Origin of the sequence: Pseudomonas fluorescens, from assembly GCF_900636825.1 — a bacterium.
Classification (GTDB): Bacteria; Pseudomonadota; Gammaproteobacteria; order Pseudomonadales; family Pseudomonadaceae; genus Aquipseudomonas; species Aquipseudomonas fluorescens_BG.
In genome coordinates, this window is the sequence record NZ_LR134318.1 from 4,037,317 (window position 1) to 4,062,769 (window position 25,453).

Annotated in this window: 22 protein-coding genes; 6 read left to right on the top strand and 16 right to left on the bottom strand. The window is 58.7% G+C overall.

Features of this window, described 5'->3' with window-relative positions; genetic code table 11:
- Positions 1-165: 165 nt before the first annotated feature.
- From EL257_RS18250 to EL257_RS18260, 3 genes are all read right to left on the bottom strand, one after another.
- Positions 166-903 (bottom strand): S-methyl-5'-thioinosine phosphorylase, encoded by a 738-nt coding sequence (locus EL257_RS18250; protein WP_126364979.1) that lies wholly within the window; start codon positions 901-903, stop codon positions 166-168.
- An 11-nt stretch (positions 904-914) separates the two neighbouring features.
- A complete protein-coding gene (nagZ, locus tag EL257_RS18255; protein WP_172604558.1) occupies positions 915-1,913 on the bottom strand; it encodes a beta-N-acetylhexosaminidase in 999 nt (332 codons plus the stop codon).
- A gap of 170 nt (positions 1,914-2,083) precedes the next feature.
- Positions 2,084-2,791 carry a TetR/AcrR family transcriptional regulator gene (locus tag EL257_RS18260; RefSeq protein ID WP_095189143.1) on the bottom strand — a complete coding sequence of 236 codons (708 nt, stop codon included), beginning with the start codon at positions 2,789-2,791 and terminating at the stop codon, positions 2,084-2,086.
- Between the two features lie 228 nt (positions 2,792-3,019).
- Here EL257_RS18260 and lexA point away from each other — a divergent pair, with 228 nt between their 5' ends.
- Together lexA and sulA are read left to right on the top strand one after the other, a co-directional pair.
- Positions 3,020-3,628, top strand: a complete 609-nt coding sequence (lexA, locus tag EL257_RS18265) for a transcriptional repressor LexA (RefSeq protein ID WP_003226590.1) — start codon at positions 3,020-3,022, stop codon at positions 3,626-3,628.
- A 10-nt stretch (positions 3,629-3,638) separates the two neighbouring features.
- Positions 3,639-4,112 (top strand): SOS-induced cell division inhibitor SulA, encoded by a 474-nt coding sequence (gene sulA, locus EL257_RS18270; protein ID WP_126364983.1) that lies wholly within the window; start codon positions 3,639-3,641, stop codon positions 4,110-4,112.
- Positions 4,113-4,211: 99 nt separating this feature from the next.
- Here sulA and EL257_RS18275 read toward each other — a convergent pair whose 3' ends face one another.
- The 7 genes from EL257_RS18275 to EL257_RS18310 all read right to left on the bottom strand — a co-directional run bounded on the left by EL257_RS18275 (position 4,212) and on the right by EL257_RS18310 (position 12,617).
- The gene (locus EL257_RS18275; protein ID WP_003226592.1) at positions 4,212-4,445 is read right to left on the bottom strand and encodes a hypothetical protein; all 234 of its coding nucleotides are present in this window, start codon (positions 4,443-4,445) and stop codon (positions 4,212-4,214) included.
- Positions 4,446-4,552: 107 nt separating this feature from the next.
- Positions 4,553-5,077, bottom strand: coding sequence for a DUF6586 family protein (locus EL257_RS18280; RefSeq protein WP_126364985.1), 525 nt, complete (start codon positions 5,075-5,077; stop codon positions 4,553-4,555).
- A gap of 144 nt (positions 5,078-5,221) precedes the next feature.
- Positions 5,222-7,855: a type I DNA topoisomerase gene (gene topA / locus EL257_RS18285; RefSeq protein WP_126364987.1), complete on the bottom strand. Its 2,634-nt coding sequence runs from the start codon at positions 7,853-7,855 to the stop codon at positions 5,222-5,224.
- Positions 7,856-7,969: 114 nt separating this feature from the next.
- Entirely contained in the window at positions 7,970-8,206 is a 237-nt protein-coding gene (locus tag EL257_RS18290) for a DUF1653 domain-containing protein (protein ID WP_125927776.1), read from the bottom strand.
- 94 nt (positions 8,207-8,300) lie between these two features.
- Entirely contained in the window at positions 8,301-9,476 is a 1,176-nt protein-coding gene (fadA, locus tag EL257_RS18295; protein ID WP_126364989.1) for an acetyl-CoA C-acyltransferase FadA, read from the bottom strand.
- A 29-nt stretch (positions 9,477-9,505) separates the two neighbouring features.
- Positions 9,506-11,653: a fatty acid oxidation complex subunit alpha FadB gene (fadB, locus tag EL257_RS18300; protein WP_123451295.1), complete on the bottom strand. Its 2,148-nt coding sequence runs from the start codon at positions 11,651-11,653 to the stop codon at positions 9,506-9,508.
- A gap of 526 nt (positions 11,654-12,179) precedes the next feature.
- Complete coding sequence (locus EL257_RS18310) at positions 12,180-12,617, bottom strand: hypothetical protein (RefSeq protein ID WP_126364991.1); 438 nt, start codon at positions 12,615-12,617, stop codon at positions 12,180-12,182.
- A 103-nt stretch (positions 12,618-12,720) separates the two neighbouring features.
- Here EL257_RS18310 and EL257_RS18315 point away from each other — a divergent pair, with 103 nt between their 5' ends.
- Positions 12,721-13,158 (top strand): universal stress protein, encoded by a 438-nt coding sequence (locus EL257_RS18315; RefSeq protein WP_042560173.1) that lies wholly within the window; start codon positions 12,721-12,723, stop codon positions 13,156-13,158.
- Positions 13,159-13,299: 141 nt separating this feature from the next.
- On the opposite strand, the gene EL257_RS18320 is transcribed toward EL257_RS18315, so the two are convergent.
- Positions 13,300-15,222 carry an ATP-binding cassette domain-containing protein gene (locus EL257_RS18320; protein WP_126364993.1) on the bottom strand — a complete coding sequence of 641 codons (1,923 nt, stop codon included), beginning with the start codon at positions 15,220-15,222 and terminating at the stop codon, positions 13,300-13,302.
- 214 nt (positions 15,223-15,436) lie between these two features.
- Here EL257_RS18320 and EL257_RS18325 point away from each other — a divergent pair, with 214 nt between their 5' ends.
- The gene (locus EL257_RS18325; protein ID WP_126364995.1) at positions 15,437-17,365 is read left to right on the top strand and encodes a transglycosylase SLT domain-containing protein; all 1,929 of its coding nucleotides are present in this window, start codon (positions 15,437-15,439) and stop codon (positions 17,363-17,365) included.
- 103 nt (positions 17,366-17,468) lie between these two features.
- Here EL257_RS18325 and EL257_RS18330 read toward each other — a convergent pair whose 3' ends face one another.
- Both EL257_RS18330 and EL257_RS18335 read right to left on the bottom strand, forming a co-directional pair.
- The gene (locus EL257_RS18330; RefSeq protein ID WP_126364997.1) at positions 17,469-18,497 is read right to left on the bottom strand and encodes a Fic family protein; all 1,029 of its coding nucleotides are present in this window, start codon (positions 18,495-18,497) and stop codon (positions 17,469-17,471) included.
- Between the two features lie 57 nt (positions 18,498-18,554).
- The gene (locus EL257_RS18335) at positions 18,555-20,339 is read right to left on the bottom strand and encodes an ABC transporter transmembrane domain-containing protein (RefSeq protein ID WP_126364999.1); all 1,785 of its coding nucleotides are present in this window, start codon (positions 20,337-20,339) and stop codon (positions 18,555-18,557) included.
- Between the two features lie 258 nt (positions 20,340-20,597).
- Between EL257_RS18335 and EL257_RS18340 the strand changes: the two genes are divergently transcribed.
- A complete protein-coding gene (locus tag EL257_RS18340) occupies positions 20,598-20,777 on the top strand; it encodes a PA1571 family protein (RefSeq protein ID WP_126365001.1) in 180 nt (59 codons plus the stop codon).
- Positions 20,778-20,939: 162 nt separating this feature from the next.
- Here the strand turns inward: EL257_RS18340 and pdxB are convergent, their stop codons facing one another.
- Positions 20,940-22,085 carry a 4-phosphoerythronate dehydrogenase PdxB gene (pdxB, locus tag EL257_RS18345; protein ID WP_126365003.1) on the bottom strand — a complete coding sequence of 382 codons (1,146 nt, stop codon included), beginning with the start codon at positions 22,083-22,085 and terminating at the stop codon, positions 20,940-20,942.
- A 209-nt stretch (positions 22,086-22,294) separates the two neighbouring features.
- Between pdxB and EL257_RS18350 the strand changes: the two genes are divergently transcribed.
- Positions 22,295-23,704: an MATE family efflux transporter gene (locus EL257_RS18350; protein ID WP_126365005.1), complete on the top strand. Its 1,410-nt coding sequence runs from the start codon at positions 22,295-22,297 to the stop codon at positions 23,702-23,704.
- Between the two features lie 75 nt (positions 23,705-23,779).
- Here the strand turns inward: EL257_RS18350 and tusA are convergent, their stop codons facing one another.
- Together tusA and rlmM are read right to left on the bottom strand one after the other, a co-directional pair.
- Positions 23,780-24,031, bottom strand: coding sequence for a sulfurtransferase TusA (gene tusA, locus EL257_RS18355; protein WP_126365007.1), 252 nt, complete (start codon positions 24,029-24,031; stop codon positions 23,780-23,782).
- A gap of 163 nt (positions 24,032-24,194) precedes the next feature.
- Positions 24,195-25,268 carry a 23S rRNA (cytidine(2498)-2'-O)-methyltransferase RlmM gene (gene rlmM, locus EL257_RS18360; protein ID WP_126365009.1) on the bottom strand — a complete coding sequence of 358 codons (1,074 nt, stop codon included), beginning with the start codon at positions 25,266-25,268 and terminating at the stop codon, positions 24,195-24,197.
- Between the last annotated feature and the right edge of the window lie 185 nt (positions 25,269-25,453).

The window sequence follows — 25,453 nt, forward strand, 5'->3', positions numbered from 1 at the left end:
CCACAGGGTTTTGTGAGCGTCACAAATCCAGTGTGGGAGCTAGCCCTGCTAGCGAATGGAGTCACCGCAGTTCAACGGTTAGAACCGAAGCTCGGTCAGTAAACAGCAGAGCAGCACGATGCTCCAACACGTATCGCGCGATGAAAATGCTCATTAGCAGTTTTTTTAACTGGCCAGCACCCGCGCCAGTGTCGATTTCACCTTTCCCATGCCATCGTGCAAAGCCTGCTCGATTTCGGCCATGGTGATGACTTCAGTCGTCTTGCCGGCTGCCGGATTCACCACCAGTGCGAGGCATGCGTAATCCAGATCCAGTTCGCGAGCGAGCGCGGCTTCCGGCATGCCGGTCATGCCGACGATGTCGCAGCCATCACGTTCCAGCCGCACGATCTCGGCGACCGTCTCCAGACGCGGCCCCTGAGTACAGGCGTACACGCCTTGATCGCTGAATTCGCAACCTTCAGCGGCTACCGCGGCAATCAATTGCTGACGCAACGGTTCGCTGTAGGGAAAACTGAAATCAATGTGCGTGACGTGTTCCAGGTCATCGGCGAAGTAGGTGTGTTCGCGGCCGCTGGTGTAATCGACGATCTGGTGCGGCACGCAAAAATGCCCGGTACCCATGGCCCGATGAATGCCGCCCACCGCATTGACGGCGATGATCGCTTCGGCGCCGGCCTGTTTCAGCGCCCAGAGGTTGGCGCGGTAGTTGACCTTGTGCGGCGGGAAACGATGCGGGTGACCATGACGAGCGAGGAACAGCACTTCCTTGCCCGCGTATTCGCCAATCTGCACCTCGGCCGATGGCGCGCCATAGGGCGTGTCTACTGCCAACGACTGCCGAATGATCAGGCCTTCAAGTTGAGTCAGGCCGGTGCCACCGATGATTGCGTAAACCGTCATAGCAAAAATCCTTAATCAATCAGTTGAGCGTCTTTCAGCGCGCCGATGGCAGTGAGCCAACGTGGATCCTGACGGTAATCGGTGCTGGCGCAGGCCTGGCCGCGCATCTTCGCAATGCGTGGGGAAGGTTTGACCTTCATGCGCTGGGCCGCGCTCAGGGCCAGCTCTGCCGCTGCGCGATCGTTGCACACCAGCCCCATGTCACAACCGGCGCTCAGCGCGGCTTCAATGCGGCTGGCGGCATCGCCGACCACGTGGGCGCCGGCCATCGACAGGTCGTCGCTGAAAATCACGCCGTCGAACTGCAATTCGCCACGCAGAATGTCCTGCAGCCAGCGCCGCGAGAAACCGGCGGGCTGTGCATCGACCTGCGGATAGATGACATGAGCCGGCATGACGGCGGCCAGTTGCTTGCTCAGTCGCGCGAATGGCACGAGGTCGTGGCTGCGGATTTCTTCGAGGCTGCGCTCGTCGGCCGGAATCGCCACGTGGGAGTCGGCTTCCGCCCAGCCATGCCCGGGAAAATGCTTGCCGGTGGCGGCCATGCCGGCGCTGTTCATGCCGCGAATGAATGCACCAGCGAGCAGTGCGGCGCGCTCCGGATCACCTTCGAATGAACGGGTACCGACCACAGCGCTGCGCTGATAGTCGAGGTCCAGCACGGGTGCGAAGCTCAGATCGAGCCCGACCGCCAGTACCTCGGTGGCCATGATCCAGCCGCATTGCTCTGCGAGGTATTCGGCATTCAGGTTGTCGGCGATGGCGCGCATGGCTGGCAGGCGCACGAAGCCTTGACGCAGACGCTGCACCCGACCGCCCTCCTGATCCACCGCCAACAGCAGATCCGGACGAATTGCGCGGATAGAGGCGCTGAGTTCACGCACTTGGCGCGGATGCTCAATGTTACGCGCAAAAATAATCAGGCCGCCCACTTCGGGCTGACGCAACAGTTGGCGATCCTCGGCCGTCAGCCAAGTACCGGCGACGTCCACCATCAACGAGCCTTGCAGGCCAGCAGTCATAGAGATTCCTTGAAAACTAAAAACCCGATCTGCAAGAAATCGCCACCAACGGCTGCACCAGCCAGGCTGGTAACTTCTTTGAAGATCGGGTTCAGAACGAGAGTCGGCATGGGCGGCTAGCTTAGCGGATACCAGCTGCCGCGCCCACCCGTGCGCGGTTAAACCTTGGCGGCGACGGGCGTTGACTTGCTACGCGGGCGCAGTTGCGCAGTGGCCATCGCAGCATCGGTAACGCCGGTTTCTGCCCGCATGCCGGCGGCCAGAAACGGCACCATCAGGCGCATGACCTGTTCGATTGAGGTATTGACGCCGAAATCGGTCTCGGCAATTGCGCGCAACGCTTTGATGCCGGACATGCTGAATGCTGCGGCGCCAAGCATGAAGTGCACGCGCCAGAACAGCTCGATCGGTGGAATGCGGGGTGCGGCTTCGTTGACCAGCAGCATGTAGCGGCGGAACACTTTGCCGTACATGTCTTCCAGATAACGGCGCAAGTGGCCTTGGCTCTGACTGAAAGCCAGACCGAGCAAACGCATGAAGATCGACAGATCGTTGCCGCTGCGCGGTTGCACCACGAGGGCCTGCTCGACGAGGATCTCCAGCAATTCTTCAAGAGTCGGCTTGTTCTCGGGCTTGGCCTGACGCCGTTCCAGCTCTTTGTCGAGGCTGAGACAGAACGGGCCGAGGAAGCGCGAGAACACCGCCTGAATCAGGGCTTTCTTGGAACCGAAGTGATAGTTCACTGCTGCCAGGTTGACGCCAGCCTTGCTGGTAATCAAACGCAACGAGGTTTCAGCGAAACCTTTTTCCGCGAACAACTGCTCGGCAGCATCAAGAATGCGTTCAACGGTTTCCGACTGGGCCATGGCTACTCCGCCTGACAAACACTTGTTTGAAACATACGTTTCAGCCTGTGTATTGTCAAGCCTGCCGGTTCGTTTTGGGAACGGTCGGTCAGCTATTTAACCACACAAGCCGGGCGCTTCAATAACCCATGCTCCGACCGTCTGGCGGCAGGCAAAAAAACGGGCATTGCCAACAGCGATTCACTGTATATAATCCCAGTCACTGTATAAAAAGACAGAGCGATCAATATGCTAAAGCTGACGCCACGCCAAGCCGAGATTCTGGCCTTTATCAAACGTTGCCTCGAAGACAACGGTTATCCGCCGACCCGTGCGGAAATCGCTCAGGAACTGGGCTTCAAATCGCCCAACGCTGCCGAAGAACACCTCAAGGCCCTCGCCCGCAAAGGCGCGATCGAGATGACACCGGGCGCCTCTCGCGGCATCCGCATCCCCGGCTTCGAAGCCAAGGCTGACGATTCCACCCTGCCGATCATTGGCCGAGTGGCTGCCGGCGCGCCGATACTTGCGCAGCAGCACATCGAAGAATCCTGCAACATCAATCCAGCGTTCTTTCATCCGCGCGCCGACTATCTGTTGCGAGTGCACGGCATGAGCATGAAGGACATCGGCATTTTCGATGGTGATCTGCTGGCAGTTCACACCACCCGAGAAGCGCGAAACGGCCAGGTCGTCGTCGCTCGCATTGGTGATGAAGTGACCGTCAAACGCTTCAAGCGTGAAGGCAGCAAAGTCTGGCTGATTGCCGAGAACCCCGAGTTCGCCCCTATCGAAGTTGACCTTAAAGATCAGGAACTGGTGATCGAAGGCTTGAGTGTCGGCGTCATCCGCCGCTAAAGGAGGCTTTATGCAGTTCCCACACACACCGCAGCCTACACAGCTTCCTTTATTCGAAGCGTTTCTGGCGCAACCGATGGCGCCGATCCTGAAAGACGTGGTCGAGCGCCCATGGAATGCCGAACCTGAAGTATTCAGCGAACTGTCATTGCGCGGTGCGGCCGGGAGTTGCCTGAGCCTGCTCGCTCCGATCCTTCGCGAACTCAGCGAGGATCAGGATGCACGCTGGCTGACTTTGATTGCACCGCCTGCCAGCGTCACGCAAACGTGGTTGCGCGATGCCGGCCTGAACCGCGAACGGATTCTGCTACTGCAACCGCGCGGCGCTCAGAGTGCACAGCAACTGGCGTGTGAAGCTTTGCGCCTGGGACGTAGCCACACCGTGGTCACCTGGCTCAACCCGCTGAGCACGCAATCGCGGCAACAGTTGATCAGCGCCGCACGCACGGGCGATGCGCAGAGCCTGAATATTCGATTGGGTTGATTGATTGGTAATGTGTGCGCCGTGTGAGGCGCAGGGCTTCTCCAAGGAAAGAGAAGCCGATCTGGAGCGCATGCAAAAGTAGCAAAGCCAAGGCGTGGATCAATGCAGAACCCGCGGCCCCTCTTCCTTATCAAACTCGCCCTCAACCATACGGCCGGCCATCTGTACGCCAACGCTCAACATCGCTTTTGCGATTTCGACGTGCTGACCTTGCAGGAACGCCTTGGCATCCTCGGAGAAATCCAGCGTCACCAGAGAACCTTCGTCCTCAGCCCTGCGCAGTTCGATTCGGCCGTCTGGTAACTCGACAATTTCTAGAAAGGACGTTGGCATATAGGTCTGTTCTCCACGAAAGGCAGGGATTATATAGACATCATTCAAGATTCGCTTGGGATCTTGACCAGCAGCATGTTTCAGATTGCCACCGCGTCAAACCTCTCTTAACACTCGTTCAAGCCTTCACGAAAGCGGATGGCCAAGCCTTTTAGATTCTGCCGCCAGCTCTCCAGCTCGTCTCGACTCAACTCGGCAGGCGCCTGCTCCTCATCCAGATTAATCGCCTGAATCAGCGGCTGAGTCACATCGCCTTTTGGCTTATGGGGCACGCGAGGCGGTTGAAACATTGCCGAATGCGCCGCGAGCAGCTTTGCCAGCCAGGTTTCCGAATTGCCTGCCAGCTCGATCATTTCCGCCAGCTCCGGGATTGCGATCGACTCCAGCACCTCTCGCTTCAGCAACTCCTCTGCCCTTGGCGCATTGGCCTGTGGAAGACGGTAAAAACCCGCGATCTCATGACACAGCCCCAGCAGCGCGCCGTAAAGGTGGAATAGCGCCGATTCCCGCCCAGCCTGAATCAGCGCCAGCGAATTCATCGCCCGCCCTTCTTCAGCGCGAGCCAGGGCCTCGAGCGACAGGCCGGCAAAATAGATCTTCTGATTGGTACGGGTATAGAGTTCGTGAGCCATGACGGCGCTCTCCACAACGAAATAATTGCTTCACACAGGCCGGACAGTGTCGTGGATCAGCCGATCCCACCGCAAGCGGAAAACAAAAAGGCCGCATGAAAACCCGAGGGTTCTCATGCGGCCTTTTCAGTATCGGACTAACGCTTACTCAGCTTTGGCCTTTGCGCTGCGCTTGTCTTCTACCGTCCACTTGCCGCCGTCGTAGTAAGCCTTCCAACCTGTGGGCTTACCGTCGACCTCGGTTTGCACATACTGCTCCTTGGTCTTGCGGCTGTAGCGAATAACCGCTGGCAGACCGTCAGGATCCTTTTGCGGAGCCTCGCACAGGAAGTGGTACTTCGGATCGATCTCGTTCTTGTGCGGCAGAATCTCGATCACCAGCGGAGCACGCGTCTCACGGTTTTTCGGGAACTGACTGGCCGCCAGGAACAGACCGGAGGCACCGTCGCGCAGGATATAGGTGTCGTTGACCTTCTCGCATTTCAGCTCAGGCATCTTCACCGGGTCCATCTTCGGCGGCGCCGCGTCACCGCTCTTCAGCAGTTTGCGGGTGTTCTTGCACTCCGGATTGGTGCAGCCAAAGAACTTGCCGAAACGGCCGGTCTTGAGTTGCATCTCGCTGCCACACTTGTCGCATTCCAGGCTCGGGCCTTCATAGCCCTTGATGCGATAACTGCCCTCTTCGATCTCGTAGCCAGCACAATCAGGGTTGTTGCCGCAGATGTGCAGCTTGCGCTTCTCGTCGAGCAGATAAGCGTCCATTGCAGTGCTGCAGATCGGGCAACGATGCTTGCCACGCAGAACCAGCGACTCCGACTCACCCTCGTCGTCCGCGGCGATTTCATCACCCGGCACCAGGTTGACGGTCGCCTTGCAGCGCTCTTTCGGCGGCAGGCTGTAGCCCGAGCAGCCGAGGAACACGCCGGTCGATGCGGTACGAATCTGCATCGGACGGCCGCACGTGGTGCACGGAATATCAGTCATGACCGGCTGATTGGCACGCATGCCGTTATCCGGATTTTCGGCTACTTCAAGTTTCTTTTTGAAGTCGCCGTAGAACTCGTCCAGCACGCTCTTCCAGTCGCGCTCACCTTGAGCCACGTCATCGAGGTTTTCTTCCATGCCGGCGGTGAAGCCATAGTCCATCAGGTTCGAGAAGCTCTCGGACAGACGCTCGGTGACGATGTCGCCCATCTTTTCCGAGTAGAAACGACGGTTGTGCAGAGTCACGTAACCGCGATCCTGAATGGTCGAAATGATCGCAGCGTAAGTCGAAGGACGACCGATGCCACGTTTTTCCATTTCCTTGACCAGACTGGCTTCCGAGTAACGCGCCGGCGGCTTGGTGAAGTGCTGCGACGGATCCAGCTTGATCAGCTTCATCACATCGCCCTGCGCCATATCCGGCAGAACGTCGTCGTCGCCGGGCTTGGCGATCTGCGGCATCACCCGGGTGTAACCGTCGAACTTGAGAATGCGGCCCTTGGCGCGCAGCTCGAAGTCACCGGCACCGACGCTGACCGTGGTCGACAAGTATTGCGCCGGCAGCATCTGGCAGGCGAGGAACTGGCGCCAGATCAGCTCATAAAGACGCTCTGCGTCGCGCTCCATGCCTGCCAGCTTGCTCGGAATGGTGTTGGCGTCAGACGGACGAATCGCTTCGTGAGCCTCTTGTGCGCCTTCCTTGCTGCTGTAGACGTTTGGCGTTTCCGGCAGGTACTTCTTGCCGAATTCGTCTTCGATGTAGGCACGCGCCATTGTCACCGCATCGGCCGAAAGGTTGGTCGAGTCAGTACGCATGTAAGTGATGTAGCCGGCTTCGTACAGACGCTGGGCCATCATCATTGTTTTCTTCACACCAAAGCCCAGGCGATTGCTCGCAGCCTGTTGCAGGGTGGAAGTGATGAACGGCGCCGATGGCTTGCTGCTGGTAGGCTTGTCTTCGCGCTTGACGATGCTGTAGCTGGAAGACTTGAGCTTTTCCAGCGCGGCCATGGCCTGGGCTTCGTTCAGCGGCTTGAACGCTTCGCCTTTTTCGCGAGCCACTTCGAAACGCACGGTGGAGCCTTTGGTGGTGCCGAGATCGGCGTGCACTTCCCAGTATTCTTCCGGGTTGAACGCGCGAATTTCACGCTCACGCTCAACCACCAGCTTCACGGCAACCGATTGCACGCGGCCGGCGGACAGGCCACGGGCGATCTTCGCCCAGAGCAGCGGCGAAACCATATAGCCGACAACGCGATCGAGGAAGCGACGCGCCTGCTGCGCGTTGACACGATCAATGTCCAGCTCGCCGGGCTCGGAGAAAGCTTCTTGAATCGCTTTCTTGGTGATTTCGTTGAACACCACACGCTTGTAGCGGCTGTCGTCACCACCGATGGCTTCGCGCAGGTGCCAGGCAATGGCTTCCCCCTCGCGATCCAAGTCGGTTGCGAGATAGATGGTGTCAGCATCCTTGGCGAGCCGGCGCAGCTCTTCGATGACCTTCTCTTTGCCGGGAAGGATCTCGTACTTGGCTTTCCAGCCATGCTCGGGATCGACACCCATGCGCGAGACCAGCTGCTTGCGCGCTTTCTCTTTCGGCGAGAGCACCGGACCTTCGCCCACAGCAGCCTTGCCGCGCTTGGCGGCTGGCTCTTTGTTGGCGCTAGCCGAACCGCTGGTGGGCAGGTCTCGGATATGGCCGATACTCGACTTCACCACGTATTGGTTACCCAGATACTTGTTGATGGTCTTGGCCTTAGCCGGGGATTCCACAATGACCAGCGATTTGCCCATGGATCAGAAAATTCCTGAATTCGAGAAGTGAAAGGCGGTTGGCGCCTGACGCGGCACCGCTATATATAGTTGATACAAGGTGAGGTCAAGCGCAGGGTTCTCTGCGCGATGGCTTCAAACCTTGTCAAAAAGGCTCGGTTCGGCTTGCACCAAAGCAAAGCGTGGCACCTGCTCGCCGTCAACTTCGACCGACTCGACGAACATGCTCAGCGGGCGCACCCAAAAGCCGTAATCGCCATACAGGGCTTGGTAAAAGACCACTTCTTCTTCGGTTTCGGAATGCCGCGCGATACTGAATACACGGTATTGCGGACCTTTGTAATGTTGATAGAGCCCAGGTTGTATCGGCATGCTTCGGCCCTCACTGAAATTTTTTCAAAAATAAAATAAAAAACCCAAAAACAAAAACCGGGGCACTGGGCCCCGGCTTCCATCGACGAGACGCTTAAACGCGTTCGAAGACGGTGGAGATGCCTTGGCCGAGACCAATGCACATAGTGGCTACCCCGAAGGTGCCGCTATTCTGCTTCATCACATTCAGCAGGGTGCCGGAAATACGCGCACCGGAGCAACCGAACGGGTGACCCAGGGCGATCGCGCCGCCGTGCAGGTTAACCTTCTCGTTCATCTTGTCGAGAACTTTCAAGTCTTTCAGCACTGGCAAGGCCTGTGCAGCGAAAGCTTCGTTGAGCTCGAAGAAGTCGATATCGTTGATGCCGAGGCCCGCACGCTTCAGAGCTTTTTGCGTCGCCGGCACTGGACCATAGCCCATGATTGCCGGATCCACACCCGCGACTGCCATCGAACGGATCACCGCCATTGGCTGGATACCCAGGTCTTGCGCGCGCTGCGCCGACATCACGATCATGCACGAAGCGCCATCGGTGATTTGCGACGAGGTACCGGCAGTCACGGTGCCGCCCTTTGGATTGAAGGCAGGCTTGAGGGCCGCCAGACTTTCCACGGTGGTTTCCGGACGAATGGTTTCGTCGTAGTCGAACAGTTTCAGGAAACCGTTCTCGTCGTAGCCCTGCATCGGGATGATTTCGTCTTTGAACTTGCCTTCCACGGTTGCCTTGTGGGCCAACTGGTGGGAACGCACGCCGAAAGCGTCCTGCTGCTCACGGGTAATGCCATGCATTTTGCCGAGCATTTCAGCGGTGAGACCCATCATGCCCGAGGCTTTCGCAGCATACAGCGACATGTGCGGGTTCGGATCGACACCGTGCATCATGCTGACGTGGCCCATGTGCTCGACGCCGCCGACCACGAATACGTCACCGTTGCCGGTCATGATCGCTTGCGCGGCGGTGTGCAGCGCGCTCATCGACGAGCCGCACAGACGGCTGACAGTCTGCCCGGCCGAGGTGTGCGGGATCTGGGTCATCAGCGACGCCATGCGCGCGATGTTCCAGCCCTGCTCCAGGGTCTGGTTGACGCAGCCCCAGATCACGTCCTCGACTTCCGCCGGGTCGACCTTGCTGTTGCGTTCCAGCAGTTTGCTGATCAGGTGCGCCGACATGTCTTCGGCGCGGGTGTTGCGGTGCATGCCGCCCTTGGAGCGGCCCATCGGAGTACGACCGAAGTCGACAATCACGACGTCTCTAGGATTCAAGCTCATAAGTTCACTCTCACTCTAGTTGGGGGCGCTTAACCGAAGAAGCTCTGGCCGTTTTTGGCCATTTCGCGCAGCTTCGCGGTCGGGTGGTACAGCGCGCCCAAATCAGCGTACTGGTCAGCCAGGGCAACGAACTCGGCGACACCGATCGAATCGATGTAGCGCAGCGCACCGCCACGGAATGGAGGGAAACCGATACCGTAGACCAGACCCATGTCGGCTTCGGCGGCGGTTTCAACGATGCCGTCTTCAAGGCAACGCACGGTTTCCAGGCACAGCGGGATCATCATCCAGTTGATGATGTCTTCGTCGGTGACTTCGCGCTGCTCGTAAACGATCGGCTTGAGCACTTCCAGCACCGACGGATCGGCGACCTTCTTCTGCTTGCCTTTCTTGTCGGCCTCGTAGGCGTAGAAGCCCTTGCCGTTCTTCTGGCCCAGGCGCTTGGCTTCGTAAAGCACGTCAATGGCCGAGCGGCGGTCATCTTTCATGCGATCCGGGAAACCTTCCGCCATCACGTCACGACCATGGTGACCGGTGTCGATGCCGACCACGTCCATCAGGTATGCCGGGCCCATCGGCCAGCCGAATTTTTCCATGACCTTGTCGATACGGACGAAGTCCACACCAGCGCTGACCAGCTTGGCGAAACCGCCGAAGTACGGGAACAGCACGCGGTTGACCAGGAAGCCCGGGCAGTCGTTGACGACGATCGGGTTCTTGCCCATTTTCTTGGCGTAGGCAACGGTGGTGGCAACTGCCAGCTCGCTGGACTTCTCGCCACGGATCACTTCCACCAACGGCATCATGTGCACCGGGTTGAAGAAGTGCATGCCGACGAAGTTTTCCGGACGCTTGAGGGCCTTGGCCAGCAGACTGATGGAAATTGTCGAGGTGTTGGACGCGAGGATGGTGTCCTCTTTGACCTGGGCTTCGACTTCAGCCAGCACGGCTTGCTTGACCTTCGGATTCTCGACGACCGCTTCGACCACCAGATCGACGTGACCGAAGTCGCCGTAGGACAGGGTCGGACGGATGCCGTTGAGCACTTCGGCCATTTTCGCGGCGGTCATGCGACCTTTATCAACGCGGCCAACCAGCAATTTGGCCGCTTCGGCCAGACCCTGCTCGATACCGTGCTCGTTGATGTCCTTCATCAGAATCGGCGTGCCTTTGGAGGCCGACTGATAGGCGATACCGCCACCCATGATGCCGGCGCCGAGTACGGCAGCCTGCTTCACGTCTTTAGCGATTTCGTCGTAGGCCTTGGCCTTCTTCTTCAGTTCCTGGTCATTGAGGAACAGACCGATCAAGCTCTGCGCGGCAGAGGTCTTGGCCAGTTTCACGAAACCGGCGGCTTCGACTTCCAGCGCCTTGTCACGACCGAAGTTGGCGGCTTTCTGGATGGTCTTGATCGCTTCAACCGGCGCCGGGTAGTTCGGGCCAGCTTGACCCGCAACAAAACCTTTGGCGGTTTCGAAAGCCATCATCTGTTCAATGGCGTTCAGCTTGAGTTTTTCAAGTTTCGGCTGACGCTTGGCCTTGAAGTCGAACTCGCCAGAGATGGCGCGCTTGATCAGCTCAAGGGCGGCTTCCTGCAGCTTCTCTGGGGCAACCACGGCGTCGACGGCGCTGACCTTCAGAGCGTCTTCAGGGCGGTTTTCCTTGCCGGCGGCAATCCACTCGATGGCGTTATCGACACCGATCAGACGCGGCAAACGCACAGTACCGCCGAAGCCTGGGTAGATGCCCAGTTTGACTTCCGGCAGACCGATCTTGGCCTTGGTGGACATGACGCGGTAGTCCGCCGCCAGGCACATTTCCAGACCGCCGCCGAGTGCGATGCCATTGATGGCGGCGACAGTCGGCACGTTGAGGTCTTCGAAATCGCTGAAGATCTTGTTGGCTTCGAGATTGCCAGCAACCAGCTCGGCATCCGGCAGCTTGAAGTTGTCGACAAATTCGGTGATGTCGGCGCCGACGATGAACACGTCCTTGCCACTGCTGACGATCACGCCCTTGATCGAAGCATCTGCCTTGATGGTGTCTACTGCCTGACGCAATTCGTTCAGGGTTAGACGGTTGAACTTGTTGACGGACTCACCCTTGAGGTCGAATTTCAATTCGACGATGCCACTTTCAAGAGCTTTAACCGTGATGGCTTTACCTTCGTAAATCATCAACTGATCTCCACGATATGGAAGCTGAACAGTACACGTCGGACGCAGGCGAATGGCTTGGCAGGACGCTTTTTCGTCGATGCTGACGCCAATCCACCCGGCACACCCGCCAACGCGATAGTCGGGATTCTGTAGGAGCAGTCTGTAAGACAAACGCTCAATTCATACGCCCGTTTGATTCGGGTACGTCACCTTCACGGAATTTCTGACAATTGTCAATCGCCCTAATTTCGGGCTGAAATGCGACTTTGCAGTCATTTCTGCACCAGGATGACGAGCAACACGCGGCTGCATGAAGCGCCATTCATAGAATCAATAATTAGAAATGTCGCCCTAATTCCAGCCGCGACCCGTTTGGAAGACTACGCTGGCTGAAACCGCAGGGAAATTGGCGGACGTGAGTATTACGCCCACGGAGGAAAAAATTACCGGCCTGCCTGGCCAACCCGCCCGATGAATCATGTCGGGCTTTTTATTGCGCGTCTGCCGGACGTATCACACCATTGCAGTGCGAAAAGTCCGCGTTTCATGCAAGCGCTTTCAGCGTCGCGTCGATGTCCTGCAAAACGCTGGCTTCGCCTTTCTCCCCCCAATACAGCGCGATCATCTGCTTGTCCGCTTCCACTTTGAAGACGTTGCCCGGCAACTTCTCGAAATGATTAAGCAGCGCGCGCTCCTCACACACTTCCTGCCACTGATTGACCCATGTTCCGGGTGATTTTTGCCAGTAAACCCAGCACGCCGGCTGATTGCCACGGCGCGGCCGATGGTATTGCGCGCAAGGGTTGGGCGGCTCCGGCGCCAGCCAGTGCGGCCATTCCTGCGGCGCCAGTTGCATGGCCAGGCCGATGCGGCGCGCCTCCATGCGCAGCGCCATGCGACCGCTCTGGGCGCGCGATGGACGCAACCATGCCAGCGGACTTAAAACTACCAGCAGGATTGACACCACTAGCCAGACCGTCATATCTGTACTCCCGATTTTTGATGAGCCCATTGCGTCACTTGCGAACCAATGCGCTTGAAACCAGCCATACTTACCAATATCGAACCCTCAGGAGGAGCACTTTATGCCCTACCACCACATACTGGTCGCTGTAGATCTGACCGAAGAGTGCGACCCTGTGATCCACCGCGCCCGCGAGCTGTCGGTGAGCAACGGAGCCAAGTTGTCGCTGGTGCACATCGTTGAACCGATGGCCATGGCGTTCGGTGGCGATGTGCCGATGGACCTGTCACAACTGCAACAGCAACAGTTCGATCAGGCCAAGGAGCGTCTTGAGCGCTTGAAGCTCAAATACACCGAGCTTGAAGGCGCCAACTGCCATCTGACCTATGGCCAGCCACGTCAGGAAATCCATCACTTTGCCAAAGAGCAGCAATGCGATCTGATTGTGGTCGGCAGTCATGGCCGTCACGGTCTGGCACTTCTGCTCGGCTCGACCGCCAATGACGTACTGCACGGTGCGCCTTGCGACGTACTCGCGGTGCACCTGGTCAAACGCTGACGTATGTAGGAGCCGCCGAAAGGCTGCGATCTGTTGATCTTGTTGTTTGAAAGACAAAGTCAAAAGATCGCAGCCTTCGGCAGCTCCTGCAAAAAGCCCGGCCTCATGCGAATGAGGCCGGGCTTTTCACATCAGCACCAATCAGGCATCCAGCTCGGCCCAACGCTCCACCAGTGCATCCAGCTCAGCCTGCAATTGCTCCAGCGACGCGATCACTTTGGCGGTTTCCGCTGGCGGACGCTGGTAGAAACCAGCCTCTGCCATTTCCGCCTCAACTGCAGCGATCTGCTGTTCCTTGGCGTCGATGTCGCCCGGCAAGGCTTCCAGCTCGCGTTGCAGCTTGTAGCTCAACTTCTTCTTGGCGGCTGGCGCAGCAGCGGCAGGCTGAGCCACCGGAGCCGGCTCAGCCGTTACGACCGCCGAGTTCAAGTCAGCCTTGCCCGACTTGCTTTCGCTCACGCCCAACAGACGCGGCGAGCCGCCCTGACGGATCCAGTCCTGATAGCCGCCGACGTATTCACGCACTTTGCCTTCACCCTCGAAGACCAGCGTGCTGGTGACCACGTTGTCGAGGAATGCCCGGTCGTGACTCACCATCAGCACAGTGCCGTTGAACGTCAGCAGCACTTCTTCGAGCAGTTCGAGAGTTTCCACATCAAGGTCATTCGTCGGTTCGTCGAGCACCAGCAGGTTGGCCGGCTTGCTGAACAGTTTCGCCAGCAACAGCCGCGCACGCTCACCACCCGACAGCGCCTTGACCGGCGTGCGGGCGCGCTGCGGGCTGAACAGGAAATCACCGAGGTAGCTCAGCACATGGCGGCTCTGGCCGTCGATGTCGATGAAGTCGCGACCTTCAGCGACGTTGTCGATCACGGTTTTTTCCAGATCCAGCTGATGGCGCAACTGATCGAAGTACGCCACGTCGATACGCGTGCCCTCTTCGACTTTGCCGGAGGTCGGTTGCAGACCGCTGAGCATCAACTTCAACAGCGTAGTCTTGCCAGTGCCGTTGGCGCCGAGCAGACCGATACGGTCGCCGCGCGTCAGCACCATCGAGAAATCCTTGATCAGGAACGGGCCGCCCGGGTGGGCGAAGCTGACGTTCTCGAGCACCATCACCTGCTTGCCGGACTTGTCGGCTGTGTCCAACTGGATGTTGGCCTTACCGGTGCGCTCACGACGCTCGCTACGCTCGACGCGCAACGCTTTCAGGGCGCGGACGCGGCCTTCGTTACGGGTGCGGCGCGCCTTGATGCCTTGGCGGATCCAGACTTCTTCCTGGGCCAGTTTTTTGTCGAACAGCGCGTTGGCGGTCTCTTCAGCGGCCAATGCTGCCTCTTTGTGAACGAGGAAGCTGGCGTAGTCGCCGTTCCAGTCGATCAGGCCGCCGCGATCCAGTTCGAGAATGCGCGTGGCGAGGTTCTGCAGGAATGAACGGTCGTGCGTGATGAACAGCACGGCGCCCTGGAAATCTTTCAGCGCCTCTTCGAGCCAGGCGATTGCCCCGATGTCGAGGTGGTTGGTCGGCTCGTCGAGCAGCAGCAGATCCGGCTCGGACACCAGCGCCTGCGCCAGCAAGACGCGACGGCGCCAGCCACCGGACAGCTCGGCGAGGGTCTTGTCGGCCGGCAGTTGCAGGCGGCTCAGAGTGCTGTCGACCAGCGTCTGCAAGCGCCAGCCATCACGGGCTTCGAGGTCGTGCTGGACATGCATCAGCTTGTCCAGATCGGCGTCGGTAACGATGTTCTGGCTCAAGTGATGGTATTCGGCGAGCAAGGCGCCGACACCGTCAAGGCCTTCGGCAACCACATCGAACACTGTCCGGTCGTCGGCAACCGGCAATTCTTGCGGCAATTCGCCGATTTTCAGACCGGGAGAACGCCACACCGAACCGTCGTCAGGCTTCTGAACGCCTTTGACGAGCTTCAACATGCTGGATTTGCCTGTGCCGTTGCGGCCGATGATGCACACCCGCTCACCACGGGCGATCTGCCAGGACACCTTGTCCAACAACGGCATAGCGCCGAACGCAAGGGACACATCGCTGAATTTGAGCAGGGTCATGAGCTTCTCCAAAAACCGGGCGCGCATTCTACCTGACTTGAGGCTCCAACAGGCCGGCATTTTGTCTGTCGAAGCACTCTGCACGACATTTGTTGCGAACTTGTGCAGCGAGGCTCGCAAAGCTTTCGCCGCTTGCTGGCAAAAGGCTAAGCTACAGACAATTCAGTGCTGATCCGTGTCGGCACTTGTCATGATTTCTCTGCCCGGATGTCTCATGCGCAGTCGCCTTTTCAGTGTTTTGTCCTGCTTGCTACTTACCGCCGCTGCCGCTCAATCCGTCCAGGCGGTGGACCTGTCCACCCAGCGCCAATATTACGATGAAGCCAAGCGCGCTCTGGCCAAAGGTGATACCGGACCTTATTTCCGTTACAGCCAGGCGCTCGCCGATTATCCGCTGGAACCGTATCTGGCCTACGACGAACTGACCGCGCGCCTGAAAACCGCAAGCAATGCGGAAATCGAGAAATTCCTCGCCGAGCACGGTGATCTGCCCCAGGCCAACTGGATGAAATTGCGCTGGTTGCGCTGGCTGGCAGACCGTGGCGACTGGGCGACTTTCGTCAAGTATTACGATCCGAAACTCAATTTCACCGAACTCGATTGCCTGAATGCGCAATACCAGATCACCCACGACAAAAAGGCCGAAGGCTATGCCAATGCCGAAAAGCTCTGGTTGACCGGCAAGTCGCAACCCGCCGCGTGTGATGCGCTGTTCGGTATCTGGGCCGCTGACGGCCAGCTCACCGAACAGAAACGCTGGGAACGCACCAAACTCGCCGCCCAGGCGCGCAACTATCCGCTGGCCAATAGCCTCGTCAATGGCCTGACCACTCTCGCCCCGCGTGGTCGCTTGCTGATCGACGTCGCGCAAAAACCCGAGCAGCTCAATCAGCCGTCGCGCTTCACCCCGGCCGATGAGCCGATGTCCGACGTGGTCAGCCTGGGCCTGCGCCGCCTCGCCCGTCAGGACCCGGACAAGGCGATGGCCCTGCTCGACGGCTATGCCAGCAGCATGCATTTTTCCCGCGACGAAAAAGTTGCGATAGCCAGGGAGATCGGCCTGACTCTCGCCAAGCGTTTCGACGGTCGCGCTCTGGACGTGATGACCAAATACGATCCGGAGCTACGCGACAATACCGTTTCGGAATGGCGTCTGCGCCTGCTGTTGCGCTTGGCACGCTGGGACGATGCGTATCAGTTGACTCGCCGCCTGCCGCAAGATCTGGCTACCAGCAATCGCTGGCGCTACTGGCAGGCGCGGAGCCTGGAACTGGCGCAGCCGCAAAACCCGGAAGCGCAGACCCTGTACAAGAATCTCGCCCGCGAGCGCGACTTCTACGGGTTCCTTGCCGCCGACCGCTCACAATCGCCCTACTCGCTGAACAACAAGCCATTGGTCCTCAGCCAGGCGTTGATCAACAAGGTCCGCAATACCCCGGGTGTGCGTCGTGCGCTGGAATTCCACGCGCGCGGGCAAATCGTCGACGGTCGCCGCGAGTGGTACCACGTCAGCCGCCATTTCAACCGCGACGAAATGGTCGCTCAGGCGAAACTGGCCTACGACTTGAAATGGTACTTCCCGGCCATCCGCACCATCAGCCAGGCGCAATACTGGGACGACCTTGATATCCGTTTCCCGATGGCGCACCGCGACACGCTCGTGCGTGAAGCCAAGGTTCGTGGCCTGCATTCGAGCTGGGTGTTCGCCATCACCCGCCAGGAAAGCGCCTTCATGGATGACGCACGCTCTGGCGTGGGCGCCAGCGGGCTGATGCAACTGATGCCGGGCACCGCCAAGGAGACCGCGCGCAAATTCAGCATTCCACTGGCTTCGCCGCAGCAAGTGCTCGATCCGGACAAGAATATTCAGCTCGGCGCCGCCTACCTGAGCCAGGTGCACAGCCAGTTCAACGGCAACCGCGTCCTCGCATCCGCCGCCTATAACGCAGGTCCTGGTCGCGTTCGCCAATGGCTGCGCGGCGCCGATCACCTGAGTTTCGACGTCTGGGTGGAAAGTATCCCCTTCGACGAAACCCGCCAGTACGTGCAAAACGTGCTGTCGTACTCGGTGATCTACGGCCAGAAACTCAACTCGCCACAACCGCTGGTGGATTGGCATGAACGGTATTTCGATGATCAGTAACCGGTGATGGCGGTTGTGCAGGAGCTGCCGAAGGCTGCGATGTTTTGATCTCGTAAAAAAAAGCCCGCATCTGAATGCGGGCATTTTCTTGAGCGCTGTAAATCTATTTTGTAGACCGCATGAGCTTGAGCCTGCCGATTTCGGTGAGCAAATATCTCTGAGTGGGACTATTTGGATTATGAGGATCGGTCATCTCTATAAATCCGGCGGCGAGTGCGGGCCTCAGGTAGTTGGATCTGAAAGTGGCCTTATGTGCCAGGCCTAAGTCAGCCATTAATTCGCTGATTCTTAGCGCACGTCGTTCCAGCGCCTGCAACAGCCTTTTTACTGGGTCGCTTACTAGGTCGGTTACTGGGTCGGCCCCTGCCTCGCTTTCGATGGCTTCGCGCAGTGAAAGACTCAATGCGTGAAGCATGTACTCAACGAAGGGGGTTGACTCAGCCATCCGATCCGCCGCCGAGAGCGCCGCATAATAAGCGTCTTGTTGATCCCGAATAACCGCCTCGACTGGTAAATAGGCCAATACTGGTCGCCACTTACTCAGAATCAGGGTCTGCCACAGCCTTCCCATCCTCCCGTTACCGTCGGCAAAAGGGTGAATAAACTCGAATTCATAGTGGAAGACGCAACTTACGATCAGCGGATGCCAATCTGAAGAGCCAAGCCATGCCAACAGGTCATCCATCAACTGCGCAATTCGGCTCGGTGGCGGCGCCATATGCACCAGTTGTTTCCCCCGATAAATACCCACGCCAGTGCGGCGCAGCCTTCCGCACTCGTCGATCAAACCGTGCATCAGCAACTCGTGCGCCTGCAACAAATCAGCCTTGCTACCCGGACTCCAGTCAGGCATCGACTCATAAGCCGCAAAGGCGTTTTGAACCTCATGTATTTCTTTAGGCAGCCCCAATACCCGGCGCCCAGCGATGACTGCCGTCACTTGTTCAACGCTTAGCGTATTATTTTCGATCGCCAGCGAGGCCTGAATCGTACGGATGCGATTGCTGCGACGTAACTGAGGCGTTTGCCGGCTATCGTCCACCGCAAGGAGCTGCCCTATCTGTTCGCTGATTTCGGCGATCAACGAAATCATTCGTGTGGTCAGGGTCAGCGGCGGCTGGTAACGACTCATATCCTCTTCCTGGCAGTTCATGCAGTTCGCCATGATGCCCGATGTCGGCACCAGGTATCAGTCCTGTTTAGTTGTTTCGTGGCCATCATTGAACTGCAACGCCGCAAGGCGCGCGTACAGCGGGTTGCTCGCAATCAATTCCTGATGTGTCCCCACTGCGACCAATTTGCCCTGGTCCATTACCGCAATCCGGTCGGCATTTTTCACCGTGGCCAGTCGGTGGGCGATGACCAGCGTGGTGCGGTTGTGCATCAGGCTTGGCAGCGCTTGCTGGATCAGGTGTTCGCTTTGCGCGTCGAGGGCGCTGGTTGCCTCGTCCAGCAGCAGGATCGGCGCGTCGACGAGCAACGCGCGGGCAATTGCCAAGCGCTGGCGCTGTCCGCCTGAGAGTCCGAGCCCGCCGTCACCAAGATGGGTCTGATAGCCGTCAGGCATCTGTTCAATGAAGTCGTGGGCGTGGGCGATTCTGGCCGCTTCCTTCACCTCGTCCAGTGTCGCCCCTGGACAGCCGTAGCGAATATTCTCTTCGACGCTGCCAAAAAACAGCGCTGGCGTTTGCGAAACCAAGGCGTAACAACGGCGCAGATCCAACGGATCAAGGTCGGTCAGCGGCACACCATCCAGCAAAATGCGCCCCTCTGCCGGATCGTAAAAGCGCAAGAGCAAGTCGTACACCGTGGATTTGCCCGCACCGGAGGGCCCTACCAGCGCCAGGGTTTCACCGGCATGGACTGTCAGATTCAAGCCATCAACTGCATAGCTTTCTGGACGCGACGGGTAGGAAAAGCGCACATTCTGCAATTGCAATTCGCCTCGCACGCGGTCAGGCAACGTCACCAGGCCAGTCGTCGGCGGCTGGATAATGTTCTCCGCGCGCAGCAACTCAGCGATGCGCTCGGCGGCACCCGCTGCGCGCTGCAATTCGCCGATGACTTCGCTCAACGTGCCAAAGGCACTGCCGACAATCAAACTGTAGAACACGAAAGCCGCGAGTTCGCCGGCAGAAATGCGCCCGGCAATCACGTCCATACCGCCCACCCACAACATCACCGCCACTGCGCCGAGCACCAGCACAATCACCAGAGTGATCAGCCACGCACGCTGGAAGATCCGCTTGCGCGCCGTTTCGAACGCCTGCTCGACGGTGGCGGCGAAGCGCTGTTCATCCTGCGATTGGTGGTTGTAGGCCTGCACGGTTTTGATCTGACCCAGCGTTTCGGAGACATAGCTACCGATGTCGGCGATCCGATCCTGACTTTGCCGTGACAGGTTGCGCACACGTCGGCCGAAAATCAGGATCGGCGCAATCACCAATGGCAGCGCAATTACAACAATGCTGGTGAGTTTGGGATTGGTGATAAACAGCAGCACCACGCCACCGATAACCATCAACAGGTTGCGCAGAAAGAGCGACAGCGACGAACCGATCACCGACTGCAGCAATGTCGTATCAGCAGTCAGCCGCGACTGAATCTCAGAGCTGCGATTGTCTTCGTAGAATCCGGGGTGCAGGTACAACAGATGATTGAACACCTGCCGGCGAATGTCGGCGCCAACCCGTTCACCGATCCACGACACCAGATAAAATCGGGCGAACGTACCCACGGCCAGACCGCACACCAACAGCATGAACAGGCCGATGGATTGATTGAGCAAGTGCGGCGACTGGGTCATGAAGCCTTGATCGACCAGCAGTTTGATGCCCTGCCCCATCGACAAGGTAATGCCGGCGGTGACGATCAATGCGAGCAGCGCGCCGAAGGCCGGCCAGCGGTAAGGCATGAGGAACTGACTGGTCAGACGCAGGGCGCGCCGGTGTCGAGAAGAAAGCAACGAAATCATTCGGGTTCACATCTGCGCTGTTGAATAGGGCCAGCCTACACAGTGAGATGGGGTGGAACTCTGTAAATCACAATGAGTCAGGTTAAATATGCCGTCAAAGACTAGGCCATAGTTGCTATTGGTCTAAAGTCCCGGTTGAGACAGGCGGTCATTTCTGTTTGAGTGGTGTTGTCGCCACTGACGGACCGCAGGGAGTTGTCACAGCCTGGTCACGTGGCGGTTTTAACCTAGGCGCACAACCTGATGAGGAGACAGGCCATGTCCTTGCAACACAGCAGCGATGACAAGATTGAAGTGATCCGCATCGAACCCGGCCAGACCTTGGGTTGCTCGATGATTGATGAGCAGGGCCGCGAAGTACCGATCACTGAAGACATGATCCAGGACGCTTGCCGCGAACTGGAGAAGCGATTGGTCAAGCCTGCCGAACAAGAGTGATATAGCCACCGTCTTCCTGACCCGGCCCATGTTGGCCGGGTTTTTTCTGCCCCGAATTTCCCGCGATTTAGTAGGAGCTGTTGAGTGAAACGAGGCTGCGATCTTTTTACAATCAAGAGATCGCAGCCTCTTTTTACTCGACAGCTCCTACAAGTCTGTGGATCAAGGGGTTGCGATGGCGCCGAGTGCCTCGACAATCTGCCGCAGAACCGGCGACTCCCCCTCGATCCGCACCTTCAATCCTTCGATCTCGCGCCGCACCGGATATTGTTTGCGCAACACGTCAAACGCCGCACGCTGCTGCGCGACGTTGCCTACGAGACTACGACGGAAATCCGCATCGTCACGGCGCGGGTCGTACACGCCACGGCACAACATTGCCAGCGCCCAGGCCGGATCACTGTCGGCATGCAAGCTGACCTCCGACAGCCACGGCGCTGGCAGCAGATCGCTGAGCTGAATGCGCGCAGGCTGACCGAGGAATCGGCAATAAGCCTGATAGATCTGCGCAGTGCCACGCTGCTTGCCATCGAGGCTGTAACCGGCAATGTGCGGGGTAGCCAGCACGGAGAGCTCGGCCAGCGCCACGTCCACCTCCGGCTCCGCTTCCCAGACATCAAGGACGGCTTGCAGGTCTTCACGCTCCAGTAACACCTCGCGCAGGGCGGCATTATCCACCACCGGGCCACGGGCCGCGTTGATCAGCCAGGCGCCAGATTTGAGTCGCTGCAAACGCTGTTGATCGAATAAATGCCAGGTCGCAGCATCACCGTTGCGAGTCAGCGGCGTGTGCAGGCTGATGACATCGCACTGCTCGATGATCTCCTCCAGACTGACATAATCGCCGCCCTCGGCAGCCTGGCGCGGCGGATCGCAGACTTTGACGTTCCAGCCGAGGCCTTTCAACACCTTGATCAATCGACCGCCCACTTCGCCGGCGCCAACAACCCCGTAGGTGCGTTGAGCCAGGTCGACGCCTTCGATTTCTGCCAGCGTCATCAAACTGCCCAGCACGTAATCGACCACGCCACGGGCGTTACAGCCCGGCGCGCTCGACCAGGTGATGCCGGCCTGGTTGAAATAATCGAGGTCCAGATGATCGGTGCCAATGGTGCAGGTGCCGACGAAACGCACCTTGCTGTTCTCAAGCAGGGCGCGGTTGACGGCGGTAACCGAGCGCACCAGCAACACATCGGCCTGTTCGACCGTCGCGGGGTCAATCGAACGGCCCGGCACACGGCGAATCTCACCGAAACCGGCAAAAAAGGCGTCGAGCAGGGGGATATTTTCGTCGGCAACAATCAGCATGGCGGGCTCCTTGGGCGGATAACCAGTCTAACTGGAGGAGCTGCCGCAGGCTGCGATCTTTTGCTGTTGATCAAAACAAAGGCAAAAGATCGCAGCCTGCGGCAGCTGATACAGGTTACAAATCCGCAACAGAGGATTTTTCCTGACCAAGGCGTCAGCGGCGTAGAATGCGGCGCCTCGCGCATCAATACCTTTTGGACGCTTCGCCTGTGAATTCCGTAATCGATCAACCTGTCGCCGTTTCCCTCACCCGCCCTGCGCGGATTCGCCTGGAACTCAAAAACCTGCTCGCGCTGGCGTTGCCGATCATCATCGCGCAGTTGGCGACCACCGCGATGGGCTTCGTCGATGCGGTAATGGCCGGACGTGTCGGGCCGAAGGATCTCGCGGCGGTGGCCTTGGGCAACTCGATCTGGGTTCCGGTCTTTCTGTTGATGACCGGCACCCTGCTGGCGACAACCCCAAAAGTCGCCCAGCGGTACGGCGCTGGCACCCATAGCGAGATTGGCCCGATCGTGCGACAGGCACTATGGCTGGCGCTGGCGGTCGGGCTGATTGCGACCACGATGCTGGTCGCCGCCGAACCGGTTCTGCATTTGATGAAAGTCGATCCGCAACTGATCGGTCCGTGCATGCAGTATCTGCACGGTATCGCCAGCGGCTTGCCGGCCGTGGCCTTCTATCACGTACTGCGTTGCTTCAGTGACGGCCTCGGCCGCACCCGTCCGGCGATGGTGCTGGGTCTGTGCGGCCTGGCACTGAACATTCCGTTGAACTACATCTTCATCTATGGCCACTTCGGTGTGCCGGCCATGGGCGGCGTTGGCTGCGGTTGGGCGACGGCGATTGTGATGTGGGTGATGGCGCTGGGTCTGGCCGGTTATGAGCGTTGGTCCCCAGCCTATCGTTCGAGCGAATTGTTCAGCCGTTTCGACTGGCCGCAATGGACGGTGATCAAACGCCTACTGTCGATTGGTTTGCCGATCGGTATCGCGGTGTTTGCCGAGTCGAGCATCTTCGCCGTAATCGCCCTGCTGATCGGCAGCCTCGGCGCCACTGTGGTCGCCGGGCATCAGATTGCGCTGAACGTCAGCTCGCTGGTGTTCATGATTCCGTATTCGCTGGGGATGGCGGTGACCGTGCGCGTCGGTCAGGCATTGGGCCGCGAAGCGCCTCGCGAGGCCCGTTTCGCGGCGGGCGTCGGCATGGGCACGGCGCTGGCGTACGCTTGCCTGTCGGCGAGCATGATGCTGTTGCTGCGTGAGCCAATTGCGGCGATCTACACCGCCGACCCGACGGTGATTCATATCGCGGCAATGCTGATCGTGTATTCGGCGCTGTTCCAGTTTTCCGATGCGATTCAGGTCACCGCCGCCGGCGCCCTGCGGGGGTATCAGGACACGCGCGTGACCATGATCCTGACCCTGTTTGCGTACTGGGGCATTGGCTTGCCGGTGGGTTACGCGCTGGGCCTGACCGACTGGCTCGGCGAGCCACGCGGTCCGAGCGGACTGTGGCAGGGTTTGATCGTCGGCTTGAGCTGTGCAGCGCTGATGCTGTCGATACGTCTGACGCGCAGCGCGCGCAAGCGGATCCGAATCAGTCGTTCGATGGGTTAAACAGCGTACGCAAGACAAAAAAATGTGGGAGCCAGCAAGCTGGCTCCCACAATTGTTTCTGCGTTCGTCTGGGGATCAGGCGCCTTTCTTGCGAATCCAGTACAGGTAAGTCCCGTTGTCTTCATGTTGGCCTACCAGCTGATGGTCGAGGAACACACAGAATTTCGGAATATCGCGCTTGGTCGAGGGATCCGTGGCGATCACCTTGAGCAGGCCGCCGGGCACCAGATCGCGGATGTGCTGGTGCAACATCATCACCGGTTCCGGACAATTGAGGCCGGTGGCGTCGAGGGTGCCATCAACCGGGGTATCGATCATTTCACTCATGAATCACTCCTGAAACTGGCTGGCATTGTCACGCATTGCCGGGTGTTCGGTCATCTGTGGCGTTACGCCATGCCCCTGTAGGAGCTGCCGCAGGCTGCGATCTTTGCTTTTCAAGACCAATAGATCGCAGCCTGCGGCAGCTCCTACAGGGTTTTTCAGTGTTTCAGCGGGATTTTGCTTTCTTCGTGTCGTGCCGGCGCAAATGGCAGGTCACTTCTTCACGATCGTGATACAGCTGCTTGCAGCCGATATCGACCTTGATCCCGCGCGCCTTGAAGCCGTCGGCGATGCGCTCGAGCAAACGTTTCACTTCGGCATAACGCTGCTTCATTGGCAACTTCAGATTGACCACTGCTTCACGGCAATGCCCCTCACCAATCCACTCTTCGAGCATCGCGGCATTGCGTGCCGGTTTCTCGACGATGTCGCAGACCATCCAGTCCACCGGTTGCTTGGGCTTGAAGGTAAAACCGTCGGCCATCAGGTGTTGAACCAGACCGGTGTCCATCAGGCTTTCGGCCATCGGGCCGTTGTCGATGGCGGTCACCAGCATGCCACGATTCACCAACTGCCAGGTCCAGCCGCCCGGCGCCGCGCCGAGGTCGACGCCGGTCATGTCGCTGTGCAGGCGATCTTCCCATTGATCACGCGGGATAAAATGGTGCCACGCCTCTTCCAGCTTCAACGTCGACCGGCTCGGCGCCTCACGGGGAAATTTCAGGCGCGGAATGCCCATTGGCCACATCGCCGAATTTCCAGCATCCGCCATACCGAGAAACACTTCACGACCGCTTTTGAAGGTCAGCAACAATCGCGGTTTGCTCGCATCATCGACCAATTTGCCAGCACCCGTCAGCGCCTTGCGCAGCGGGCCTTCGAATTTCTTGCAGAAGTTCGACAGCTCCTTGCCGTCGTTGGTGTCGACGACTTCCAGCCACAGGCTGCCGCACACAGGGAAATCGGCCATGTGCGCAAGGATTACGCTGATGCGGTCGGTTTCCGGCAGATCGATGAACAACCCGCGCGCCCATTGGCGCGGAAAAATCAGCTCGGCAAAACGCTGGCCGCGCATCAAGCGCTCGGCGCCGTCCGCTTCGGTGCAGACAAACTCCGCGCACGCCGTAGCGGTTTTCGCCTTGGCGTACCCGGCAACATTGAGTTGCGCGGCGAGGTCGGAAATCTCCGAACAGACTTCGCCTTCGAAGCCTGGCCGGCAATGCATGAATAGGGTGTTCATTCTTACTCCTGGGCAGAGGGCGGTGATTCGGCCCCTGCGCGATGCTCAAGCCTTGCGTTGCAGCAACGCCTGTCACGAAAACCGGCGCATGATAGCCGATGTCGGAACCTTGGTTCCGCTCATAGAGTCCAGTTATTAGCCAGCTAATCAAAACAGGGCTAGGTTTAAAGCTCTATTCGTCCCCC